General features: G+C 68.4%; 16 protein-coding genes. 1 reads left to right on the top strand and 15 read right to left on the bottom strand.

Annotated features, from left to right (window positions below; all coding sequences use genetic code 11):
- Positions 1 to 202: 202 nt before the first annotated feature.
- From QZ753_RS15640 to QZ753_RS15705, 14 genes are all read right to left on the bottom strand, one after another.
- Complete coding sequence (locus QZ753_RS15640) at positions 203 to 2,437, bottom strand: chemotaxis protein CheA (protein ID WP_294644912.1); 2,235 nt, start codon at positions 2,435 to 2,437, stop codon at positions 203 to 205.
- Positions 2,438 to 2,490: 53 nt separating this feature from the next.
- Entirely contained in the window at positions 2,491 to 2,853 is a 363-nt protein-coding gene (locus tag QZ753_RS15645; RefSeq protein ID WP_280137626.1) for a response regulator, read from the bottom strand.
- 116 nt (positions 2,854 to 2,969) lie between these two features.
- A complete protein-coding gene (locus QZ753_RS15650; protein ID WP_294644916.1) occupies positions 2,970 to 3,287 on the bottom strand; it encodes a hypothetical protein in 318 nt (105 codons plus the stop codon).
- Positions 3,288 to 3,315: 28 nt separating this feature from the next.
- On the bottom strand, positions 3,316 to 3,888 hold the full coding sequence (locus tag QZ753_RS15655; RefSeq protein ID WP_294644917.1) for a chemotaxis protein CheD: 573 nt from the start codon (positions 3,886 to 3,888) through the stop codon (positions 3,316 to 3,318).
- Positions 3,885 to 4,274 carry a response regulator gene (locus QZ753_RS15660; RefSeq protein WP_055888569.1) on the bottom strand — a complete coding sequence of 130 codons (390 nt, stop codon included), beginning with the start codon at positions 4,272 to 4,274 and terminating at the stop codon, positions 3,885 to 3,887. The genes QZ753_RS15655 and QZ753_RS15660 overlap by 4 nt, the downstream gene beginning before the upstream one ends.
- 145 nt (positions 4,275 to 4,419) lie before the next feature.
- Positions 4,420 to 5,430: a chemotaxis response regulator protein-glutamate methylesterase gene (locus tag QZ753_RS15665; protein ID WP_294644918.1), complete on the bottom strand. Its 1,011-nt coding sequence runs from the start codon at positions 5,428 to 5,430 to the stop codon at positions 4,420 to 4,422.
- Positions 5,431 to 5,479: 49 nt separating this feature from the next.
- Complete coding sequence (locus tag QZ753_RS15670; RefSeq protein ID WP_294644919.1) at positions 5,480 to 6,349, bottom strand: protein-glutamate O-methyltransferase CheR; 870 nt, start codon at positions 6,347 to 6,349, stop codon at positions 5,480 to 5,482.
- Between the two features lie 31 nt (positions 6,350 to 6,380).
- Complete coding sequence (locus QZ753_RS15675; RefSeq protein ID WP_055888575.1) at positions 6,381 to 6,845, bottom strand: chemotaxis protein CheW; 465 nt, start codon at positions 6,843 to 6,845, stop codon at positions 6,381 to 6,383.
- Between the two features lie 72 nt (positions 6,846 to 6,917).
- Positions 6,918 to 7,277 carry an STAS domain-containing protein gene (locus QZ753_RS15680; RefSeq protein WP_294644921.1) on the bottom strand — a complete coding sequence of 120 codons (360 nt, stop codon included), beginning with the start codon at positions 7,275 to 7,277 and terminating at the stop codon, positions 6,918 to 6,920.
- Between the two features lie 218 nt (positions 7,278 to 7,495).
- A complete protein-coding gene (guaA, locus tag QZ753_RS15685; protein ID WP_294644923.1) occupies positions 7,496 to 9,052 on the bottom strand; it encodes a glutamine-hydrolyzing GMP synthase in 1,557 nt (518 codons plus the stop codon).
- A gap of 30 nt (positions 9,053 to 9,082) precedes the next feature.
- Positions 9,083 to 9,718, bottom strand: a complete 636-nt coding sequence (locus QZ753_RS15690; protein ID WP_294644925.1) for a 5'-methylthioadenosine/S-adenosylhomocysteine nucleosidase — start codon at positions 9,716 to 9,718, stop codon at positions 9,083 to 9,085.
- Positions 9,718 to 10,167 (bottom strand): TspO/MBR family protein, encoded by a 450-nt coding sequence (locus QZ753_RS15695; protein ID WP_294644933.1) that lies wholly within the window; start codon positions 10,165 to 10,167, stop codon positions 9,718 to 9,720. Before QZ753_RS15695 ends, QZ753_RS15690 begins: the two co-directional genes overlap by 1 nt.
- On the bottom strand, positions 10,167 to 11,465 hold the full coding sequence (locus QZ753_RS15700) for an RsmB/NOP family class I SAM-dependent RNA methyltransferase (RefSeq protein ID WP_294644927.1): 1,299 nt from the start codon (positions 11,463 to 11,465) through the stop codon (positions 10,167 to 10,169). Before QZ753_RS15700 ends, QZ753_RS15695 begins: the two co-directional genes overlap by 1 nt.
- A gap of 124 nt (positions 11,466 to 11,589) precedes the next feature.
- The gene (locus tag QZ753_RS15705) at positions 11,590 to 13,098 is read right to left on the bottom strand and encodes a catalase (protein ID WP_294644928.1); all 1,509 of its coding nucleotides are present in this window, start codon (positions 13,096 to 13,098) and stop codon (positions 11,590 to 11,592) included.
- A 100-nt stretch (positions 13,099 to 13,198) separates the two neighbouring features.
- Between QZ753_RS15705 and QZ753_RS15710 the strand changes: the two genes are divergently transcribed.
- Positions 13,199 to 14,110: a LysR substrate-binding domain-containing protein gene (locus QZ753_RS15710; RefSeq protein WP_294644930.1), complete on the top strand. Its 912-nt coding sequence runs from the start codon at positions 13,199 to 13,201 to the stop codon at positions 14,108 to 14,110.
- Here QZ753_RS15710 and QZ753_RS15715 read toward each other — a convergent pair.
- On the bottom strand, positions 14,089 to 14,358 hold a 270-nt coding region (locus QZ753_RS15715), incomplete at its 5' end, for an IMP dehydrogenase (protein WP_294644931.1). The two genes, QZ753_RS15710 and QZ753_RS15715, sit on opposite strands and share 22 nt — an antisense overlap.

Consider the following 14,358-nt stretch of genomic DNA (forward strand, 5'->3'; position numbering starts at 1 on the left):
ACCCCGCTGGTCAGGTTGCAGCGAAGTGAAACATGCAATTCATAGGAAATACTGAAGACGCCGGAGGACCGACAGCTGGATGACAGGATTCATCGTTCGGTGCGGTCCTGACACTGGCGCCGCGCGCACGCGACGCAAAGACGCCGCCGGTGGGAACCGACGGCGTCGCATGGGTGGGGATCGTCTTGTGTTGTGACGCGGGCTACTCGGCGGCCATCGCAGCGATGCCGTTCTCGAAGCGGGTGGAGGCGGCCACGGCGTCGATGTCGAGGATCAGCGCCACGCGGCCGTCGCCGAGGATCGTCGCGGCGGCGATGCCGGCGACGCGGCCGTAGTTCGCCTCAAGGCTCTTGATGACGACCTGGCGCTGGCCCTGGATGCTGTCGACGAGGAGCGCCGAGCGCTGGCCGTTCTCGGCCTCGACGAGGATCGCGACGCCCGCCATCGCGTCGGTCGCGTCGCGGCGGTAGCCGAGCTGGCGCGAGACGTCGATCAGCGGCAGGAAGCTGTCGCGCACGTTGATGACGCGCTGGTCGCCGCCGAAGGGCTTCACTTCGTTCTGCTTCGGGCGCAGCGTCTCGATGATCGCGGTCATCGGCACGACGAGCGTGTGCTCGCCGCACGAGACGATCATGCCGTCGAGGACCGCCAGCGTGAGCGGCAGGCTCATGGAGAAGAGCGAGCCCTTGCCGGGGCGCGAGGTGATCGACACGCGGCCGCCGAGCGCCTGGATGGAGCGCTTGACGACGTCCATGCCGACGCCGCGGCCAGACAGTTCGGACACTTCCTTCTTGGTCGAGAAGCCCGGCAGGAAGACCAGGTTGTCGAGCTCGTCGTCCGACAGCTGCGCGTCGGCCGGCACCAGGCCCTTGGCAACGGCGATGTCGAAGACGGCCTTGCGGTTGATGCCCGCGCCGTCGTCGGAAATCTCGATCACGATGCGGCCGGAGCGATGCATCGCGGCGACGCGCACGACGCCCTCGGTCGGCTTGCCGGCGGCGATGCGGCCCTCGGGCGTTTCCAGCCCGTGATCGATCGCGTTGCGGATCATGTGGGTGAGCGGGTCGGACAGGCGTTCGATGACGGTCTTGTCGACCTCGGTGTACTCGCCTTCCGTCACCAGCCGGACGCTCTTGCCGGTGCGCTCGGCCACCTCGCGCACGAGGCGCGGCAGCTTCTGGAACACCGACTTCACGGGCTGCGCGCGGATCGCCATGACGCTGTCCTGCATCTCGCGGGTCAGCTGCTCGAGCTCGTCGAGGCCGATCGCGATGTCGGACGCGCGGGTCAGGCCCGCCTGCATCACGCGCTGCGAGAGCATCACCTGATGGATGACGAGCTCGCCGACGAGATCGATCAGGCGATCGACGCGTTCGAGATCGACGCGGATGGTCGGGACCGGGCCGGCGGGCGTGCCCTTGTCGGCACCCGCATCGGCGCTTGCGGCCGGCGCGGGTGCGGCGGCGGCAGGCGCGGCTGCGGGCGGCGCGGACGGGGCCGGAGGCGTCAGCGCGACGACGTTGGGGCGAGCCTGCTCGAGCGGTTCCGCTTCGGCAGGCTCATCGGCGAAAGGGACGGAGGCCCCTCCCCCGATCGAGCCGAGAAGCGCGGCCATCTGGGCGTCGAGATCCTCGCTGCTGAGCTGGGGCGCCTCGTCGTCGACGCGCTCGACGGTGATGTCGCAGTCGCCCTCGACGAACTCGTAGATCTCGTGGATCGCGGACTCGCCGGCGGCGGTCGTGACCTCGAGCGTCCAGGACAGGGCAGCGCCCTCCGGCTCGAGCTCGGCGAGGTCCGGCAGTTCGTCGGAATGGCAGGTGACCGAGCCGGTGCCGAGCGCCATGGTCTCGCGGATGAGGCGGGCCGCGTCGTTGGCGTGCTCGTAGAGCGAGGGCTTGGGCTGGACGCGGACGCGGAAGGTCACCTCCTGGCCGGCCGCGGCGAACATGTCGCTGAAGTCGACGGCGATGGGAACGAAGTCCACTTCCTCCTCGGTCGGCATCGCGATCGCGGCCGGCGCCTGCTGCGCGGGCGCCGCCGCCGCATGGCCGCCGCCGCCGGCGAGGACCGAGAGCTCGGCCATCAGCGACTGCGGGCGGGCGGGATCGACCGTCCCGCCGTCGCGGGCGGCGGTGACGAGGTCGGTCAGGACGTCGGCCGAGCGCAGGAGCACCCGGACCACGCCCTGGTCGGCCTCGAGCCGCTCGGAGCGCACGAGGTCGAGAACGGTCTCGAAGGCATGGGCGAACTGCACCAGCGCATCGAGGTTAAAGGCACCGGCGCCGCCCTTGATCGAATGCACGGCGCGGAACACGGCGTTGACCGTTTCCGAGTCCGTCTGGCCGCCTTCCATGGCGAGAAGGCCCGCCTCCAGTTCCTGGAGCTGCTCGGCGCACTCCTCGAAGAAGGTGGCGCGAATGGCGGCCATCGTGTCCATGGACGGGTCCCTAAACTGCGGCTTCGAACGGGGTGCGGCGGGCGGTTGGAACTTTACGGGGCGACGCGGTTGATGGCGTCGACGAGCTTCTTCGGATCGAACGGCTTGACGATCCAGCCGGTGGCGCCGGCGGCCTTGGCGCGGGCCTTCTTCTGGGCGTCGTTCTCGGTGGTCAGCACCAGAACCGGGATCGCCCGCTTGTCGGCGTTGGCGCGCAGCTGCTCGATGAAGGTGAGGCCGTCCATGCGGGGCATGTTGACGTCGGTCACGATCACATCGGGATCGCAGCCGGCCAGAACCTCCAGGCCGTGGACGCCGTCCTCTGCCTGCACCACGTCGAAGCCGGCGCCGGCGAGCGCCGCCCGCAACATGTCGCGCATCGTCCGCGAGTCATCTACGGTCAAGATCGTCTTCACGACCGGTTCCTTTCTGAAATCGGTGTCATGGGTTTACTGTAGTCTGCAGAAATTTCTTCTTCGTGAACAAGTCCGACGTTGATACGGTGGACCTGGGACTTCGCTTCTGCCGGGGGCTAGAAAAGGTCGAGGTCGCCCGACTGCGCCTCGGCTTCCGTCAGGCCGCAGAGCCGCGTGGCGAGCGCCGAGAGGCGGATCGCCGAGAGCGGACCCTGAAGCTCGCATTCTGGGCCGCCCGCGAAGGACGGTGCGCTGGTGCGCACGAAGCCCTCGAGTTCGGCGATCGTCTGGCTGAGAAGATCGTGGCTCTGCGCCAGGATCATCGCGTCGGGACCGAAGGCGCTTGGCGCGATCAGCCCTTCGAGGCGCGTGGCGGCGGCGGTGAGCCGGGCCAGTTCGTCCGCGAGGCGGTCCAGAAGGAGGTGGGCGGACATCGCACTTCCGGTCATGCCGGCCAGGTCCTCAGAAGAGTTCGAGATCGCCGCCGGAGGCGGGCGCCGCGACGGGCGGGGGCGCCATGATCTTCGGCATGGCCTTGTCGCTCGGCTCCATCAGGATCTGCCGCGCGCGGCCGCTGACCGGCCAGAACTCGATGCGCCGACCCTGCGTGCCGCCGAGGCTGCCGCCGACATAGGAGATGCCCTCGAGCTCCAGGAAGCGCTTGGCGAAGCTCGCGTTCTTGGCGCCGATGTCGGAGAGCCCGACCATGGTGCGAGCGCCGCCGAAGAGCTTGGCCTCGAGGGCATGCTTGCGCGCGCCCTTCTTGAGGAGACCGTTGACGAGGAGCTCCATCAAATAGAGCCCGTAGCTCTGCATGCTCGTCGACGACGACCCCATGCCGTCGCCCGGCAGGAGAAAGTGGTTCATGCCCCCGACCCCGGCGCCGGGGTCGCGGATACAGGCGGCGATGCACGATCCCAGAAGCGTGGTGAACACGACATTGGGCCGGTCGTCGACCTGGGCCTCCCCCTGGATCAGGTTGATGCGCAGGCGATCCGACGGTGCGGACGAGGGGGAGAACGGCGCGACGCTCATTGAAGGGGACCGAGCACCGCTTCGAGGGTCTTGCGCAGCACGGGGACCGTGATGGGCTTGGCGAGGATGTTGTTGGCGCCGGCGGCGGCCGCCTGCTGCACCAGCGCGCGGTCGCCCTTGCCGGTGAGGATGAAGAACGGCGTCTTCTTCGTCGGCCCGTAGGAGCGCAGCGCCTTGAGGAGCTGGATGCCGTCGAGCTTGGGCATGTTGAAGTCGGAGATGACGATGTGGCAGGGCGTCGCCATCATCTGCTTCAGCGCCTGCTCGCCGTCCACCGCGTAGACGACCTGCGTGATGCCCAGCTGCGTCAGCGCCTCGTAGATCAGGAGGCGGCTGGTCCGATGGTCGTCAACGATCATCACTTTGAGATGCTGTACGAAACTCATGGCACGCCGTTCCCTGTTCGAAAATTGCGAGATTGATCATCTCGTAGAAAACTGAAGGATTCATTCAAAGCGAAGCTTGCCTTGCCTTGGAACCCGTCCGAAAAGTCCGCCGGGTCGGCTCGGCAGAGACGTTCCGGACGGGCTCTCAGTGGAAGATCGCCTTGGCCATGCCGCCGATCGGCACGCGCTTCTCGGCGGCCCCGATCTCCCAGGCGACGCGCGGCATGCCGTAGACGAGCGAGGTCGCTTCGTCCTGGGCGAGCGTGCGGAAACCCTTGCGGCGCATGGCCAGAAGCCCGTCCGCGCCGTCGCGGCCCATGCCGGTCAGGATCGCGCCCGTCACCCGGCCCTCGCAGACCTTGGCGATCGAGTGGAAGAGGACGTCGACGGACGGCCGGTGCCCCTGCACCGGGTCCTCGTCCCCGAGCGCCGTGATGAGCTTGGCGCCGCTGCGCCGGACGCTGAGGTGACGCCCGCCGGGCGCGAGATAGACATGCCCCGGCAGGATCGGCTCGCCCGAGCGGGCTTCCACCACGTGAGCCGGCGAGGCGCGGTCGAGACGGGCCGCGAACGAGGCGGTGAACGTCGCCGGCAGATGCTGGACGATCAACACCGGCGGCGTGTCGGCCGGAAACTGCGCGAGCAGCGCGATCAGCACCTCGACGCCGCCCGTCGACGAGCCGATGCCGATGAGGTCGGGCCAGTCGTGATGGGCGGTATGGGGCGCCGAGATCTGCCGGTCGCGGCTGCCTGCGATCTGCGTCTTGGCCCGCTTGGCCTCGTGCACCAGCGCCGGAAGCTGCGCCAGGGTATCGCGCCCGCCCATGCCGCTCGGCTTGGCGACGCATTCGAAGGCGCCGAGCCGCAGCGCCTCGATCGTCGCCGCCTGCCCCGGCTGCGTCAGCGTCGAGACCATGATCACGGGGGTCGGCCGCAGCCGCATGATCTTGTCGAGGAAGTCGAGACCGTTCATGCCCGGCATCTCGATGTCGAGCGTGACAACGTCTGGGTCGAGCGCCTTGATCGCCTGACGCGCCTGCATCGGATCGGCCGCCTCGCCGACGATCTCGATCTGCGGATCCGCGGCCAGCGAATGCCGGATCAGGGCGCGCATGGTGGCGGAATCGTCGACGACGAGAACTCGCGTGGGGGACATGGAACTGTGCTCGCGGCCTGAAAGCGTGAGCGGACCGACGAAACGCGTGTCAGGTCCGGCGGTACGTGGTCGTTCCCACAAGGGAGAGCTGGTCGGACGCCGATCCCGTGAGGCGCTCGGAATGGCCGATGTAGAGGACGCCGGCGGGCTCGAGGTACTTCATGAACCGGCTCCAGATCTTCTGGCGCGTCGGCTCGTCGAAGTAGATCGTCACGTTGCGGCAGAAGATCGCCTGGAAGCCGTTCTTCATCGGCCATTCGCCGATGAGGTTGAGCTCCCGGAAGGAGACCAGCGTGCGCATCTCCTCGCTGACCGAATGGCCGTTGCCGCTGCGCTGGAACCAGCGACGCCGCAGCTCCATCGGCACCGGCTGGACGGCGGCATCGTCGTAGATGCCGGCGCGACCGAAGGCGACGACGTTCGGATCGATGTCGGAGGCGAGGATGCGGATGTCGTAGTTCGCCGCGTCCGGTATCATCCCGAGGATGGTGAGCGCGATCGAATAGGGCTCGTGCCCGTTGGAACAGCCGGCCGACCAGATGCGCACCCGCCCGCCTCGCTTGGCCGCGTCGAGCAGCGGCGGCAGGAGGTCGGTCCGCAGGTGGTCGAAATGGTGCATCTCGCGGAAGAAATGCGTGACGTTGGTGGTCAGCGCCGCCAGCATCGTCATGCGCTCGCCGGCCCCTTCCGAGCCCGAGACGTGCTCGCAATACTGCCGGAAGCTCTGCATGCCGAGCGCGCGCAGGCGCTTGGCGAGGCGCGAATAGACCAGCGCCATCTTGCTGTCCGGCAGCGCGATGCCGGAATCCTCGTAGAGGATCTTGGCGATGCGCAGGAAGTCCTTCTGCGTCAGCTCGAACTCGCCGGTCGGCTGGACCGTCTCGGACTGCGCCGTGGCGCCCGGCAGGATTCGCGACATGGATGGCCTCCCGAGCCCTGTTCCGCCCGCCTCAGGCCGCGAGGTTCTCTGCCGACGGCGGCAGGACGCTCTCCGGGCTGATCAGCGAGATCATGCGGCCTTCCAGCGCGATGACGCCGCGCACGAAGCTGCGGGCGATCTCGGACGCGAGGTCCGGCGTCGGCTGCAGGTTCTCGTCCACCACGGTCAGGATGTCCGACACCGCGTCGACGAGGAGGCCGACGAGCTGGTTTCCGACCATGACGACGATGATGACCGAGCGGGCCGTCGGCTCCGTCGGGCCGAAGCCGAGGCGCAGCGACAGGTCGACGATCGGAAGCACCGCGCCGCGCAGGTTGATGACGCCGGTCACGAAGCCCGGCGTGTGCGGCAGGGGCGTCGCCGCCGCAAAGCCGCGGATCTCGCGCACCGACGTGATGTCGACGCAGAACTCCTGGTCGGCGACGCGAAAGGCGATCAGTTCGCGTGCGCGCTCCGCCTCGTGCGACTTGCTCATGTTCGTCTGTTCCCTGGCTCGAAGATGCGTTGCGTTGCGTCCGCTGGGCGGGCCGGTCGGAAGGCTGTGGCGTCAGGCCTCGAGGTCGCCGAAGTCCGGGGCGATGCCGCCGACGTCATGGAGCCCGATGCCGAGGAGTTCGAGACCGCGGCTGAGGGCGTCCGACGGGTTGACCAGGCTGAATTCCTGGCCGTCGGACTCCCAGCTGCGTGCGGCCGAGAGGAGGATCGCGGCGCACTGCGCGCCGATGCGCTCGACCTGCGATCCGTCGACGATGATCGTGTCGCCGCGCAGGCGCAGGAGTTCGGCGTGGAGCGGCCGGGCAGCCCGCAGGTCCAGAACCGGCGCCAGCGTCACCTCGCCATGCGCCGCGGCCGACGGCATCGCGAACGCGTCGGCGTCGATCTCGGAAGCAAGTTCTTGCGGCATCATGGCTCTCTCACGTCCCCTGCACAGGCTGCATGCCGATCGAGGAGCTCAGGGTCGCGGGACCCGAAATCCTCCCGTTCCCCAAAGTTGTATCCTGCAAAGATTGACGAACATTTGAGCCGCGCAGGACCGACGTGTGTTTCCCGCACAACGCAGAAAGGGGCCGCCGCCCTTCGGCAGCAGCCCCTTTCGTTCGTGTCCCGTCCGTCAGACGGACGCGATCATTCCCATTCGATCGTGCCGGGCGGCTTCGAGGTGATGTCGTAGACCACCCGGTTGATGCCGCGCACTTCGTTGATGATGCGCGTCGCGGCGTTGCCGAGGAATTCCATGTCGTAGGGGTAGAAGTCGGCGGTCATGCCGTCGACCGACGTCACGGCCCGCAGCGCGCAGACGAACTCGTAGGTGCGTCCGTCGCCCATGACGCCGACGGTCTGGACCGGCAGGAGCACGGCGAAGGCCTGCCAGATCGCGTCGTAGAGCCCCGCCTTGCGGATCTCGTCGAGATAGATCGCGTCGGCCTGGCGCAGGATCTCAAGCTTCTCGCGCGTCACGCCGCCGGGGCAGCGGATCGCGAGACCGGGGCCGGGGAACGGATGCCGGCCGACGAAGCGATCGGGCAGCCCGAGTTCGCGGCCGAGTTCGCGCACCTCGTCCTTGAAGAGCTCGCGCAAGGGCTCCACGAGCTTCATGTTCATGCGCTCGGGCAGGCCGCCGACATTGTGGTGCGACTTGATCGTCACCGACGGGCCGCCGGTGAAGGACACACTCTCGATCACGTCGGGATAGAGCGTCCCCTGGGCCAGGAACTCGGCGCCGCCGACCTTAGCGGCCTCCGCCTCGAAGGTCTCGATGAACAGGCGCCCGATCGTCTTGCGTTTGACCTCGGGGTCCATCTCGCCTTCCAGCGCGCCGATGAAGAGATCCTGCGCCTCAACGTGGACGAGCGGGATGTTGTAGTGATCGCGGAACATGCCGACGACCTCTTCCGCTTCGCCCATGCGCAGAAGGCCGTGGTCGACGAAGATGCAGGTCAGCTGGTCGCCGATCGCCTCGTGGATCAGGAGGGCCGCGACGGACGAATCGACGCCGCCCGACAGGCCGCAGATCACCTTGGCGCTGCCGACCTTGGCGCGGATCTCCTCGACCGCCTGGCTGCGGAAGGCCGCCATGGTCCAGTCGCCGGGCAGGCCCGCGATGCGGTGGACGAAGTTCGAGATCAGCTTGGCGCCGTCCGGCGTGTGGACGACTTCCGGGTGGAACTGGACGCCGTAGAAACGGCGAGCCTCGTCGGCGATGGCAGCGAATGGTGCGCCCGGCGAGGTCGCGACGATCTCGAAGCCCTTGGGCAGCGCGGTCACGCGGTCGCCGTGGCTCATCCAGACCTGATGGCGCGTGCCCTCGGCCCAGATGCCGTCGAAGAGCGGCGAGCCCTTCTGCACCTCGAGGAAGGCGCGGCCGAATTCGCGGTGCAGTCCGCCTTCGATCTTGCCGCCGAGCTGCGCGCACATCGTCTGCTGGCCGTAGCAGATGCCGAGCACCGGCACGCCCGCATCGAAGATGACCTGCGGCGCGCGAGGGCTGTTCTCCTCCGTCGTCGAGGCCGGCGAACCGGACAGGATCACGGCGCGCGGCTTCAGCCGCCGGAAGCCCTCTTCCGCCGACTGGAACGGCACGATCTCGGAATAGACGCCGGCTTCGCGAACGCGACGCGCGATGAGCTGCGTCACCTGGGAGCCGAAATCGACGATGAGGATGTTGTCGGGGTGCTGGGTCATGGCGGACTTCTAGTCAGGCAGCGTCGGAAATCAAGGGGCTCGGGTCTGCAGCGCGTCCGCCAGCCGGTCGAGCGTCGCGGCCAGCCGCTCGTCGATCATCGGCAGGAGTGCGGTCCAGTCGTCGAAGCGGTGGAGCTCGGCCGCACCGTCGGAAATGCCGCGCAGGCCGACGAGCGGGATCGCATGGCGCTGGCAGGCGCGCAGGATCGCGAAGGTCTCCATGTCCACCATGTCGGCGTCGATCCCGCGATAGGCCGCGCCGCTGACGACGTCGGCGCCGGTGGAGAGACGCGCGGTCGGCACGCCGGGGATCGGCGTCTCCAGCGGCATCTCGGCCGGCATGTCGAGATGCGGCGTCGCGCCCTTGGGAAAGCCGAGCGCGCTGGCATCGATGTCGCGCCATGAGACATGGGACGCTTGATAGATCGCGCCCTGCTCGAGCTTGGCCGATCCGGCCGAGCCGAGCGAGACGACGAGGTCCGGCAACTCGCCGCCGAGCTTGAGCGTCGCCAGAGTGGAAGCGACGGCGACGGCCGCCTCGATCGGCCCGATGCCGGTCATCAGCGGGCGAATGCGGGCACGCAGCGCCGGGCCGTACTCGGCGGGCGCGGCCATCACGAAGAGGACGCGCCGCCCGCCGAAGGTTTCGATCGCAGCCTCTTCCATCACCCGTTCAGCCTCCAGATCGCGCCGTTGAGAAGCGTCGCGTAGGAGACCCAGACCGCGTAGGGCACGAAGCACCAGAAGGCGACGCGGTCGCGTGCGCCGGTGCGCGCGAGGAACGTCAGGATCGCCGCGAGCATTCCGAGGATGACCACCAGCGCCGGCAGGATGGCGTGGGCGCTGAAGAAGAGCGGCGACCAGAGGACGTTCAGCGCCATCTGGACGACCCAGGCGACCAGCGCCCGCCGGTTGCCGGCCTGATAGGCGCGCCAGCCCGCGATCGCGATCAGGACGTAGAGCGCCGTCCAGACCGGCCCGAAGACCCAGTTGGGCGGATTGAACCAGGGTTTCGCGAGATGGCGATACCAGTCGTCCGGCATGTTGCTCGCGCCGACGAGGAGGCCGCCGCCGAGCGAGATCGCGAGAAAGACGAGGAGGCCGAGCCAGCGCATCACGAGACCTGCTCCAGAAGCGCGAAGAAGAAACCGTCCGTGCCGGAGCGCAGCGGCGTCAGCGTCAGGACCGAACCCGCGCCGATCCGCTCGACGTGGTAGGCGGGCGGCGCGTCCGGCAGGCGCTCCGACCAGACCGCCGCGGCGTCCGCCAGCCGCCAGCCGGACGTGCGCTCCAGAAACGCCTCGACGCGGCCCGCATTTTCCGGCCGCAGCACTGAACAGGTGATGTAGGCGAGCCGGGCGCCGGGCCGCGCGAAGCGCGCAGCGGCATCCAGCACCTTGTCCTGCTCGGCGGTCCGCTTGGCGAGCTGCGCCTCCGTGAGCCGCCATTTCGCGTCCGGCCGGCGGCGCCAGGTGCCGGCGCCCGTGCAGGGGGCATCGACCACCACGAGGTCCATCGTGCCCTCCAGCGATGAGAGATCGTCGCGTGGGGCGTGGACCGTCACCGCGTCGGCGCCAGCCCGCGCGAGACGATCCCAGATCGGCGCGAGACGCTGGCGGTCGGCATCGAAGGCGTGAATCTCCGCCTGATTGTTCGAGGCGGCAGCGAGCGCCAGCGTCTTTCCGCCGGCCCCGGCGCAGTAGTCGAGAACGCGCTCGCCCGGCCGCGCGCCGCACAGGAGCGCCGCGATCTGCGAACCCTCATCCTGGATCTCGAAGGCGCCCTGCTGGAATCCGCGCTCCACCTGGACGTTGGGATGCCGCCCCTCCCCCTCGATCGGAGGAATGCGCAGGCCGACCGGCGAGATCGGCGTCGGCTCGGGCGAGAAAGGCGCGAGTTCGGCCTCGACCTCGGCGCGCGAGGCTTTCAGCGTGTTGACGCGCATGTCGAGCGGCGGACGGTCGGACAGCGCCCGCGCCTCAGCGATCCAGTCGTCCCCGAGGGCCGCCTCGAGCGGTCCCGCCAGCCAGTCCGGCACGTCGGCGGCGGCGGTGGGCTCGGCGCCGTCGAGGCCCTCCGCGCGAAACCGCTCCAGCACGGCATCGTCGGGCAGCGGTGGTGCGAAACGGTCGCCGTCGAGCATCGAACGAAGGTCGGCGACGGCGATACCCGACGAATCCAGAAAGGCGCCGAAGACGAGCGGTGCCGTCGCGTCCGTGCCCAAGCGGTGCGCCAGCGATCGGCGGCGGCGCAGGACGTCGTAGACGAGGTTGCCGATCGCCGAACGGTCGCCCGAGCCGGCGAAGCGGTGGGACAGGCCCCAGTCCTTCAGCGCGTCGGCCACCGGGCGACGGCGCGCGGCCATGTCGTCCAACACCTCGACCGCCGCCGCGATCCGCCCGCCAAGCCGCATGACACCTCGTCTCCGTTTGCTTCCGGCTTGGTAGTGCGCCGGCCCGCTGATCACAAGCCGGCGCCCGAACGCGAAAAGGGCCGAGATCGCTCCCGGCCCTTTGCGACGTCGATGGATACCGACCTTACTCGGCGGCTTCCGCCGAGTGGCTGGTGGTCAGGCTCGCCTGTGCGTCGTCACGCCCCTGGGCGGCTAGCGCCCGGCGGATGCCGGCGCCGTAGTCGGCGTGCACCTTGTCGAAGTGGCCGAGCTGGCGGTCCACGATGAACTGCGGCACGCCCTGCATCGCGCCCGCGATCGTCTTGAACAGGCGCTCCTTGTGGGCGTCGTCGAACATCTCGAACAGCGCGCGGGGTTGGCTGTAGTGATCCGCCTCGCCTCGATACTCGTAGCGGCCGACTTCGCCGGAGTAGCGGTGCGGCGGCTCCTCGACGCTCGGGTCCTCGACCGGGCCGCCGAACGAGTTGGGCTCGTAGTAGGCGTCCGGATTGGTGCGCAGGCCGAAGGGCATCGAGCCGTCGCGGTTGTAGTGGTTCACCGGCGAGCGCGGCTTGTTGACCTCCAGCGACTCATAGTGGACGCCGATGCGGTAGCGGTGCGCGTCCGGGTACGAGAACAGGCGGCCCTGCAGCATCTTGTCCGGCGAGAAGCCGATGCCCGGCACCACGTTGGACGGGTTGAAGGCCGACTGCTCGATGTCGGTGAAGTAGTTGTCCGGGTTACGGTTCAGCTCGAACTCGCCGACCTTGATCAGCGGGTACATGCCGTGCGGCCAGACCTTGGTGAGGTCGAACGCGCTCCAGCCGGTCTTCTTCTCGAAGTCCTCGGCTTCCATCTCCGGCATGATCTGCACGAAGAAGTCCCACTTCGGGAAGTGGCCGGCCTCGATCATGCCATAGAGGGCTTCCTGGTAGCTCTCGCGCGACTTGGCGATGACCTTCTCGGCTTCTTCGTTGGTGAAGGTCTTGTGACCCTGTTTGGTCTTGAAGTGGAACTTCACCCAGAAGCGCTCGCCCTGGTCGTTCCAGAACGAGAACGTGTGCGAGCCGTAGCCGTTCATGCGGGAGGGATCGACCGGGATGCCGCGATCGGACATCAGGATCGTGATCTGGTGCAGCGACTCCGGGCAGAGCGACCAGAAATCCCACATGGCGGTCGCCGAGCGCAGGTTGGTGCGCGGGTGGCGCTTCTGCGTGTGGATGAAGTCCGGGAACTTGTAGGGGTCGGCGACGAAGAACACCGGGGTGTTATTGCCGACGACGTCCCAGTTGCCCTCTTCCGTGTAGAACTTCAGCGAGAAGCCGCGCACGTCGCGCTCGGCGTCCGCCGCGCCCTGCTCGCCGGCGACCGTCGAGAAGCGCGCCAGCATCTCGGTCTTGGCCCCGACCTTGGCGAACACCTTGGCCCGGCTGTAGCGCGTGATGTCCTCGGTCACGGTCAGCGTACCGAAGGCGCCCCAGCCCTTGGCATGGACGACGCGCTCGGGAACCCGCTCGCGGTTCTGGTGCGCCAGCTTCTCGATCAGCTGGTAGTCTTCGAGCAGCACCGGTCCATTGCGGCCGACGGTCTTGGAGTTCTGGTTCGAGGAGAGCGGAGCGCCCGCCGTCGTCGTGAGCCGCGGTCTGTCGGTCATGGAAACCTCCGTGATCTGAAGTTGGAGCCATTCCAATCCGATTCCCGTGATAGTTTCCAATCGTATTTACCCTACCTCCCGATCAGTTTATCCGATCGCGATGTTCACGTTCCGCCAGTTCCGCTATTTCGAGGCCCTCGCCGAGACGCTGCATTTCGGGCGGGCGGCCAAGCGCCTCAATATCTCGCAGCCGGCGCTGTCGGCGCAGATCGCGCAGATGGAAGCGGACTTCGGCGCGACCCTCTTCGAGCGACGGCCGAGCGGGGTCTCGCTGACGCCGGAGGGCGATACGGTCGCGCGCCGGGTGCGGCGGATCCTCGCGGAGGTTCGCGATCTCGAAGCGCTCGCACGCGCCGGCGACGAGCTTCTCGTCGGGCAGTTGCGCCTCGGCATCATCGCCTCACTCGCCCCCTATCTCCTGCCGGGGCTGCTCGCTGAACTCGCGCGGTCGTTTCCGCGGCTCGCGGTCGGCGTCCGCGAGAACATCACGGCGCAACTTGCCGACGAATTGTCCCGCGGCGAGCTCGACTGCGTGGTGCAGGCGATGCCGGTGGAGCGGAAGGGGGTCGAGACGATTCTCCTTGGACAGGAGCCTTTCCTGCTGGCGGTGCCGGAAACGGCTGCCGTGCGCATCCGCGTCCCCGTATCGCCCGATGCGCTCGGCGGCGAGCGGCTGATCCTTCTAGAGGAGGGGCACTGCCTGCGCGATCAGGCGCTCGACGTCTGCCGCATCGTCGAGGCACGCGATCTCGCCAGCCTCGGCGCGACCAGCCTCAACACCCTGATGCGCATGGTGGCGGGCGGGCTCGGCGTCACGCTCGCGCCGGCCTCCGCCGTGGAAGCGGAAGGGCGGGCCGGCGGCATCGCCTTCCTGCCGTTCCGGGAGCCCGCGCCGTCGCGGACCCTCGTTCTCGCCTATCGTTCGTCGTCAGGCCGCCGCTCGGACTTCGAGCGGCTGGCCGAGATCATCCGCGCCTGCCTCTTCGAGGCTCAGGCGCCGAAGCCCGGATAGTTCGGGCTCTCGCGGGTGATCGTCACGTCGTGGGCATGGCTCTCGCGAAGCCCTGCGTTGGAGATGCGCACGAAGGTCGCCTTGTCGCGGAACTCCTCCAGCGTCGCCGCGCCCGTGTAGCCCATGGCGGCGCGAAGGCCGCCGGTCAGCTGGTGGAGGACGGCGCCGACGGCGCCCTTGTAGGCGACCTGGCCCTCGATACCCTCCGGCACGAGCTTCAGGGTGTCGCGCACCTCGGCCTGGAAGTA

It is taken from the genome of uncultured Aureimonas sp. (assembly GCF_913775355.1).
In the GTDB taxonomy this organism is placed as follows: domain Bacteria; phylum Pseudomonadota; class Alphaproteobacteria; order Rhizobiales; family Rhizobiaceae; genus Aureimonas.

Bases quoted from the DNA above. Each gene is read 5' to 3' on its own strand.
- QZ753_RS15640 (WP_294644912.1), bottom strand. From the start codon at position 2,437: ATGGACACGATGGCCGCCATTCGCGCCACCTTCTTCGAGGAGTGCGCC.
- QZ753_RS15650 (WP_294644916.1), bottom strand. From the start codon at position 3,287: ATGTCCGCCCACCTCCTTCTGGACCGCCTCGCGGACGAACTGGCCCGG.
- QZ753_RS15655 (WP_294644917.1), bottom strand. From the start codon at position 3,888: ATGAGCGTCGCGCCGTTCTCCCCCTCGTCCGCACCGTCGGATCGCCTG.
- QZ753_RS15660 (WP_055888569.1), bottom strand. From the start codon at position 4,274: ATGAGTTTCGTACAGCATCTCAAAGTGATGATCGTTGACGACCATCGG.
- QZ753_RS15665 (WP_294644918.1), bottom strand. From the start codon at position 5,430: ATGTCCCCCACGCGAGTTCTCGTCGTCGACGATTCCGCCACCATGCGC.
- QZ753_RS15670 (WP_294644919.1), bottom strand. From the start codon at position 6,349: ATGTCGCGAATCCTGCCGGGCGCCACGGCGCAGTCCGAGACGGTCCAG.
- QZ753_RS15675 (WP_055888575.1), bottom strand. From the start codon at position 6,845: ATGAGCAAGTCGCACGAGGCGGAGCGCGCACGCGAACTGATCGCCTTT.
- QZ753_RS15680 (WP_294644921.1), bottom strand. From the start codon at position 7,277: ATGATGCCGCAAGAACTTGCTTCCGAGATCGACGCCGACGCGTTCGCG.
- guaA (WP_294644923.1), bottom strand. From the start codon at position 9,052: ATGACCCAGCACCCCGACAACATCCTCATCGTCGATTTCGGCTCCCAG.
- QZ753_RS15690 (WP_294644925.1), bottom strand. From the start codon at position 9,718: ATGGAAGAGGCTGCGATCGAAACCTTCGGCGGGCGGCGCGTCCTCTTC.
- QZ753_RS15695 (WP_294644933.1), bottom strand. From the start codon at position 10,167: ATGCGCTGGCTCGGCCTCCTCGTCTTTCTCGCGATCTCGCTCGGCGGC.
- QZ753_RS15700 (WP_294644927.1), bottom strand. From the start codon at position 11,465: ATGCGGCTTGGCGGGCGGATCGCGGCGGCGGTCGAGGTGTTGGACGAC.
- QZ753_RS15705 (WP_294644928.1), bottom strand. From the start codon at position 13,098: ATGACCGACAGACCGCGGCTCACGACGACGGCGGGCGCTCCGCTCTCC.
- QZ753_RS15710 (WP_294644930.1), top strand. From the start codon at position 13,199: ATGTTCACGTTCCGCCAGTTCCGCTATTTCGAGGCCCTCGCCGAGACG.